The 1,531-nt window shown below is 68.1% G+C and carries 1 protein-coding gene; it reads left to right on the forward strand.

The window, feature by feature from the left end:
* The first annotated feature begins 162 nt into the window (after positions 1 to 162).
* Positions 163 to 1,518 carry an IS4 family transposase gene (locus tag ACGFIZ_RS34220; RefSeq protein WP_393427452.1) on the forward strand — a complete coding sequence of 452 codons (1,356 nt, stop codon included), beginning with the start codon at positions 163 to 165 and terminating at the stop codon, positions 1,516 to 1,518.
* The last annotated feature ends 13 nt before the right edge of the window (positions 1,519 to 1,531 follow it).

Here is a 1,531-nt window from a genome sequence, read left to right on the forward strand (position 1 = left end):
CAAGGCCGTGAAGTTAAGGCGTTGGGCCTGATGTCAAGGGCTGCCTGAGCATGATGGAGGGTGCCGGTAGAGAGGCAGCGGGACTCCGGTAGAACGGCTTGTCGACCAAGACCAGCCAGCTACGAGGGAGTCCCGCTGTCGGAGCATTCTGTCATCACCCGGGTGATCACGGTGGCGAAGGGCGTCTTCGCGCCGGGCCATCTCGGGGAACTCACTCGGATCGTGCCGTTCGAGATGGTCGACGCTGTGCTGGCGGAGACCGGCCGCACGCAGCAGCGTCTGCGGCTACTGCCCTCACGGGTGGTGGTGTACCTCCTGCTGGCGGCCGGGTTGTTCGCCGAGGTGGGTTACCTCGGAGTGTGGGACAAGCTCGTCGCCGGCCTCGGCGGGCTCGGGTTGACCCGCCCGTCGGCGACCGGGTTGTGGCATGCCCGGGTCCGGGTCGGCGTCGCCCCGTTACGGGCGCTGTTCGAGCTGCTGCGGGGTCCGGCGGCCGGGATCCGCACTGCCGGGGTGTGGTGGTGCGCCCTGGTAGTGACCGCGATCGACGGGACCGTGCTCGACGTGCCCGACTCGTCGGGCAACGCCGCGGGTCTGGGTAAGAACCGCAGCCAACATGGCACCGCCGGGTACCCGCAGGTACGTGTGGTGGCCCTGGTCGCCTGCGGCACGAGGGCCGTCATCGACGCGGTGTTCGGCCCCCGCAGCGACGGCGAGACCACTCACGCGCTGCGGCTGGTCCGCAGCCTGCACACCGGCATGATCGTGTTGCTGGACCGGGGCTTCGACAGCAACACCTTCCTCGCTGCGGTGGCCGGCACCGGCGCGCAGTTCCTCGTCCGGTTGAACGGCAACCGTAGGCCGCCGGTCCTCGCACGGCACCACGACGGCTCGTACACCTCGATCATCGGCGGCGTGCGGGTCCGGATCATCGCGTGTGAGATCACCATCTCCACGACCGCCGGGACCCGAACCGGTGTCTACCGGCTGGCTACCACCCTGCTCGATCACCGGCGGTTCCCGGCGTTCGAGGTCGTGAAGCTGTATCACGAGAGATGGGAGGTCGAGTCCGCCTACCTGGAAATCAAATCGACGCTGCTGGGCCGTCGGGTGCTGCGCTCACCCGTCCCGGCACTCATCGCCCAGGAGATCTACGCCCTGCTCACGGTCTACCAGGTGATACGGATCGCGATCGCCGACACCGCGGACGCCGCCGGCGGAGTCGATCCGGACCGGGCCGGCTTCACCCTCGCCGTGCAGACAGCCCGGGACCTGATCGTGCAGGCCGCGAACGTCATCGCCGAGACGACCATCGACCTCATCGGAACTATCGGACGCCACCTGCTGGACAACCTCATGCCCGAACGGCGCCTACGCGTCAGCCCCCGCGCGGTCAAACGACCCCTGTCCCGCTACGCCTACAAGAGCCTCGGCGTCGACCGCAGGAGCTACCTCGCCACCCTCACCATCGACATCGTCGCAGGCCAACCCGCATTGACAGACCAGAGCGATCCTTAACTTCACGGCCTTG

It is taken from the genome of Micromonospora sp. NPDC048830, from assembly GCF_043198215.1.
Taxonomy (GTDB): domain Bacteria; phylum Actinomycetota; class Actinomycetes; order Mycobacteriales; family Micromonosporaceae; genus Micromonospora.